This window comes from Actinoallomurus spadix (assembly GCF_024055725.1).
Classification (GTDB): Bacteria; Actinomycetota; Actinomycetes; order Streptosporangiales; family Streptosporangiaceae; genus Actinoallomurus; species Actinoallomurus spadix.
Window position 1 is genome coordinate 1 of the sequence record NZ_JAMXMX010000061.1, and the last position, 5,456, is coordinate 5,456.

The window sequence follows — 5,456 nt, forward strand, 5'->3', positions numbered from 1 at the left end:
AGCGGGCACCACCGGAGGGTACGCGTTCCCGTCAGCGGCTACCGAGGGAAGAATCCTCTCGCCTGAGTAGACGCCTCTGGAAAACAAGCCGCCACCCCCGGCGCCTGCCAGAACCAACCCCCCAACCGTGCAGGTGGAACACACCCGGCCGACGGCGAGCCGCAGGCATCACGGAAACCAGAGCTGAGCGGTGCCGTTTCCGGAGCCGAGGATCCCCGAGACGTGGCTGCGTCGGGAGCTCCTCGTACCCGTCGTCGGCGACCGGCCGGCGGCCGACGGGAGAGAAGTGTGTTCCGCCGGGGGCCCGTCCCAGGGATCGTCGTGGCGGGCGTTGAGAGGCGCTGTGACGGTGGCGGCGTCGACGATCGAGCGCGGAGGTGCGGTGGAGCCTCCGTCGTTAGCTCATTCCCTCATGGCCACGCGGACGGTGCGAGCAATTCGACTGCGCATGGAATGGCGTGTCAGAACGTGTTTAGATGCGTAGTTGTCCATTCACGCCTTTCGCGGGCAACACAGTTGTGTGCTTGTCCGCGGCACGCCGCCGGGGCCGTTCCGGTCCCGGCCGGCCAGCACGGAGAGAGAAGGGGTCGCATGGGCCGCCCGCCCAGGAAGGTGAGTCCGAACGCCGGCCCGGCGGCCCGGTTCGCGCTTGAACTACGGGCCCTCCGTGAGCAGGCGGGAAGCCTGCCGTACTGGAAGATGGCGCGCCGCTGCCGGGTGTCGAAGAGCGCGCTGGCGGAAGCGGCCGCGGGCAGGCAGATACCGTCCGAGCGGGTGCTGGACGCCTACGTGAGTGTCTGCGGTGGAGACCTGAACTGGTGGCGCGCCCGCCGCGTCCGGGCGATCGAAGAACTGGAAGCGGCGGCCAGGCCCGGCACGTCCCTGCTTCCGGCAGGTGACCGGTCGCTCGTCGCCGACACCCTTGGCACCGCGGTCGCCCATGAAGCCGAAGATCCCGCCGATCTCCCTGATCTCCCTGATCCCGCCGTACCGGCCGGTTCCGCCGCGGTCGGCGGGGCAGCGGACGACGTCATCGACGCGGACATCGTCGAGGACTCCGTCCTTCGCCGCATGCGTGCGTCGGTCGCGGGGCACGCCTCCGTCTACCTCGCGGGCCTCGCGCTCCTGGTCGCCATCGGTACGGGCGTGGTCGTCGTGGTGACGCGGCCGGCCTCCGACGCCGCCGTCGCCGGGCCGCGCACCTCCTCGGCCGCGCCCGTGCAGCCACCGGCCGGTGGCGGTGGTACACCGACCGCGCCGCTCTCGGCGAGGCCGTCCGCGAGCCCCAGCCCGAGCGTCAGCGGCTCACCCGTGCTGCCGCCTCTCACCGCGCCCGCCGACGGAGCGGCCACCCCGCCGCAGAAGCCGGCGACCCGGGCCGGCCGGGCGCCCGATCGGCACTCCGGCGCCACCCCCGGGGAGACCGGTGGGACATCGCACGTCTACGCGGTGACCGGCGCGGACAGCAAGGGCCTCGCGATCCAGACCGAACCGCACGTCGACCACGTGCTCCACTACGTGCCGAACGGCACCAGTCTGCACGTCGTCTGCCAGACCAACCACGGCGACTGGGTGGCAGAGGACGACCGCTGGCAGTACGGGCGTCACTTCACGACCTGGGACCGGCTCACCGACGGCACGTGGGTCTACGACTGGTACATGACCACACCCCGTGTCGAGCAGAGCGGTTACTCGCCCGGGATCTCCCCCTGCCCGGGCGGCTGAGCTCCGGCTCGCCGTCAGACGTGCGGGGTGAACTTCGACAGGTCGTAGATGCCGAGCTCCTTCTCGATGCCGGCGACGCGGTCGACGACGCCGGTGAAGCCGGCGGCGCCGAACCGGCGGTGCTCCTCATCCTCGAAGCGCTCGCCCATCTCGGCGAACTCCCGGGCCGGCATGATGTCGCGGAACGTCGGGAAGACGACGGTGTCCTCGCGGGCCTCGTGCGGTGAGTACATCCGGTCGAAGGAGCGCATGGCGTCGATGACACGGTCGCGGGTGCGCGCGTCCGCCAGGCCCTGGGCGGTGGCGCCGGCGAGGATCCGGCGGGTGAGGATCCGGCCTTTGTCGTGCTGGGTCGCCAGCACCTTCACCGTGTCGACGAGCTTGCCCGCCTTGCGCAGGCGCGGGAACACGAACCTCTCCTCGAGGCGCTCGTGGTACCCCTCGATGAACGTACGGATGACGTCGGCGGAGTCGTGCAGCGCCTCCGGTGGTAGACGCGTCCCGTTCCGCAACCGCCGCTCCGCCTCCTGGTAGATCAGCAGGACCCGCTTCAGGACGCCGTGCTCGCGCATGAGGTCCTCGGTCGGCGGCACCTCCTCGGCGGGTGCGGCGACGGCGGCCGGCGTACGAGCTCCGGCCGAGGAGATCAGCACGCTGCCGGCCGCCGCGGCGGACAGGCGCAGTAGGCGGCGGCGCTCGCCTGCGGAGTCGGCGCTGGCCATGAGGCGCTCATCCTTCGGAGATCCGGCGTACGTCGGTGTACGGAGCCATACCCCCGCGAACCCGGACGAAGGTCGCCGGAGCGCCAAGCCTCGACAAGGGAGCTCGACGAAGGGGAACGCGCCGGTGCGCGGTTGTGCCCGCGTACCGGCGCGTTCCTGGTGCCGGACCTGGGATCCGATCAGCCGCAGGCCTGCTTGAGCTCCTTGCCCGCGTTGATGAGGGGGGTGCTGTCGGGCATCTTCGGGCTGCCGGCGGCCGTCTGCTTCATGTCGGCGGCGAGCTGCTCCATCGCGGAGGCCGCGTGGTCCGCCGCCTTCTTGACCCCGCCGTCGCCGGAGTCCTTGCCCTGCTGCCGCATCTTGGCGGCGGCGTTGGTGTACGTCTGCGCCAGGGCGTTCGGGTCGCTGATCTGGGTCATGCCCGTCCGCGTCGTCTCCTGGATGGTGCTCTGCAGGTCGTTGCACGCGGCCTTCTTGTCCCCGCTCCCGCACGCGGCGGCCGAGAACGCCAGTGCGGTCGTCAGCGCGAGCGCTCCTGCGAGGCGAAGGGGGGTCTGCGTCACTGGTGGGGATCCTCCATGGTCGTCGGGTGGGCGGCCCGAGGCGTTGTGAACCCCTATCTGACACTCTTGGGGCCGCCGTGGTTCCCGCGAATCCTGGGGGAGATCCGGCCGTTCTTCAGGCCAGGAGGGCAGCCTCAGGCCAGGAGGTCGGTGGCGCGGTGGTCGTCGTCGGTGCCGTCGATGAGCAGGATGGTGCTCCGGGAGTTCTCGGCGCGCAGCGGGATGATCTCGCGATAGGCGGGGGAGTCGTACCAGCCGCGCGCGCTGCCCAGGTCGGGGAACTCGATGACGATCAGATCACCCGACCAGTCGCCCTCCCGTACGTCGGGCCTGGCGCCGTGGATCACGAACCGCCCGCCGTACGGCTCCAGCGTCGCGTCGATCCGCTCGAGGTACTCGACGAGCTCGGGGCCCATGGTGACCTCGTGCAGATGTCCGATGGCGTATGCGGCCATGGCTGTTCTCCTCCTCTTTCGTCGTCGGCCGCGGTGATCACCGCTGCTGCCGAGTCCAAGGATGCTGCGGGGTAGGTAAGGGACGCGATTACGCGGAAGGTAATGCCGAGCCGTCCGCGCAGGCACCGGGTGTAGAGGCGCACGCCACAGGGAGCCGGGCGATTCCGCGACGATGTAATCACCGAGGGCGAAACATGGGACAATCCGGTCGGTCCCGGCTTGATCCGCGCGGTGCGCGCGGCCGGGACATCATCTCGGGAAGGCCGGCGGTCCGCCGCCTCCCGGCGCCCCGACCAGGAGGAACGATGTCCGAGCCGTACGGCCAGCCGCCCTCGCCCAACTGGCAGCCGTCCCCGGCGCCGCCGCCCGGGACGCCCGGGCCGGGGGCCGCACCGTACGGGACGCAGCCTCCTCCTCCCGGCGCCCCCGCCGGCCCCGGCATGCCGCCGGGCCCCGCCGGGCCGCAGGCTCCGTACGGCCAGCCCGGTGCTCAGGCTCCCTACGGGCCGCCCGGAGCGCAGCCGCCGTACGGGCCGCCGCCCGGCGGGCAGGCTCCGTACGGGCAGCCGGGCGGGCAGGCGCCCTACCCGCCGGCCGGTCCGTACCCGCCCAGCCCGTACGGCGCGCCTCCGCAGATGCCGCCCGGAGGACCGAACGCCGCGAACCGCCGGAAGCGCGCGCTGATCATCGTGCCGATCGCGGTCGTGCTGCTCGCGGCCCTCTTCGCCACCCGACTCGGGTCGCACAGTGAGGACCCGTCGGTCGGCGACTGCGTCCACCGGGTCACGAGCGGGGCCGCGAGCAAGACCGACAAGATCAAGATCGTGAACTGCACGAATGCCGAGGCCGACTACAAGGTCGTCGGCAAGGTCGAGCACATCTCGAAGATCAGCCTGAGTGTCAAGGAGAGCCTCTCCGGGGGCAAGGGGGTCTGCGGCCAGTTCCCCGGGGCCACCGTCCGCTTCTGGAAGGGCACCTCCAAGGACGGTTACGTGCTCTGCATGGCGCCGAACCAGCACTGAGCGGTCCCGGCGGGGCCGCGCCGAGAGGGCGGCTCCGCCGGGCGGTCGTGGGTCGGCCGCACAAAGTTCCGGTAACGCGACCTGAAAGGCGTTGGTGCGGCACAATCTGACTACTGTCCGCGAGAAGGGAGTCACGTATGGAAGCCGAACCTCCGAGTACCCCGTCCTCCAGTGGTTCCCACCCGTGTGTGGTCAGACCTGACGTCGAGCTCCTGGAGGAGGTGCTGGACGGGCTGGAGGTCAGCTCGTTCCGCGACACCCACGGGCGCCTGGGCACGCGCTGGCCCTGCTTCAGCCTCTTCTTCACGATTCACGACGAAGACGAGGTCTTCTCGGCCCGTACGATCTATGACCACTACTTCAGCGTCGAGGACAAGCCGGCGCTCTGCGCGGCCCTCGACGAGTGGAACCGCGACACCACCGGGCTGAAGGGCTACACCGCCACCGACGACGACGGCAGTGTGGTCATCGTCACGGAGGCGACGATGCGCGTCGACGGCGGGGTGACCCGTGAGCAGTTCGCCGCGTCGGCGACCATCTGGCTCGGCCTGGCCGGGTCCTTCCACCTCTGGCTCACCCAGCGGCTGTCCCTCGTCGGCCTCGCCGGCGAGCCCCTCTGACCGGTTCCTGCCCGGTCGGCCTCTCCGCGATCTGCGAACTGCGATCCGCAGGCGTTCGAGCGCTCCATGTCCGGTTGCGGCTGTTCAGAGCGCATTCGTCTCGGTATTAGGTTGCTTAGGGCAACCAAGTGGGTCTATAGTTGCTCCAGGCAAGTAAGTGCCCCTCGCCTTCTCTCCCGGTCACCGTCGAACCGAGATCCGGACCGGCCACGGCGAGGCCCCACGCTCTCCCGCGCGGACGCGATCGCGCGGTCACCGGACGAACGACCCCCCGCCCCCCGTAGGGGCAGGGGCGCGAAAGGAATCTCAGTGACCATGTCAAGCCGCAGCGGCGATGACCTGCGACGGG

At 70.8% G+C, this 5,456-nt stretch carries 6 protein-coding genes; 3 read left to right on the plus strand and 3 right to left on the minus strand.

Annotation, left to right across the window (positions count from 1 at the left end; translation table 11 throughout):
* Positions 1-612 precede the first annotated feature (612 nt).
* Complete coding sequence (locus NE235_RS36930) at positions 613-1,725, plus strand: helix-turn-helix domain-containing protein (protein ID WP_252811553.1); 1,113 nt, start codon at positions 613-615, stop codon at positions 1,723-1,725.
* Between the two features lie 14 nt (positions 1,726-1,739).
* Here the strand turns inward: NE235_RS36930 and NE235_RS36935 are convergent, their stop codons facing one another.
* The 3 genes from NE235_RS36935 to NE235_RS36945 form a co-directional block, all read right to left on the minus strand.
* Positions 1,740-2,447, minus strand: coding sequence for a hemerythrin domain-containing protein (locus NE235_RS36935; RefSeq protein WP_252811555.1), 708 nt, complete (start codon positions 2,445-2,447; stop codon positions 1,740-1,742).
* 179 nt (positions 2,448-2,626) lie between these two features.
* Complete coding sequence (locus tag NE235_RS36940) at positions 2,627-3,010, minus strand: hypothetical protein (protein WP_252811557.1); 384 nt, start codon at positions 3,008-3,010, stop codon at positions 2,627-2,629.
* 134 nt (positions 3,011-3,144) lie between these two features.
* The gene (locus NE235_RS36945; protein WP_252811560.1) at positions 3,145-3,465 is read right to left on the minus strand and encodes a DUF1330 domain-containing protein; all 321 of its coding nucleotides are present in this window, start codon (positions 3,463-3,465) and stop codon (positions 3,145-3,147) included.
* A gap of 305 nt (positions 3,466-3,770) precedes the next feature.
* Between NE235_RS36945 and NE235_RS36950 the strand changes: the two genes are divergently transcribed.
* Positions 3,771-4,487: an LppU/SCO3897 family protein gene (locus NE235_RS36950; protein ID WP_252811562.1), complete on the plus strand. Its 717-nt coding sequence runs from the start codon at positions 3,771-3,773 to the stop codon at positions 4,485-4,487.
* A gap of 188 nt (positions 4,488-4,675) precedes the next feature.
* Positions 4,676-5,107, plus strand: coding sequence for a YbjN domain-containing protein (locus NE235_RS36955; protein WP_252811564.1), 432 nt, complete (start codon positions 4,676-4,678; stop codon positions 5,105-5,107).
* Positions 5,108-5,456 lie beyond the last annotated feature (349 nt).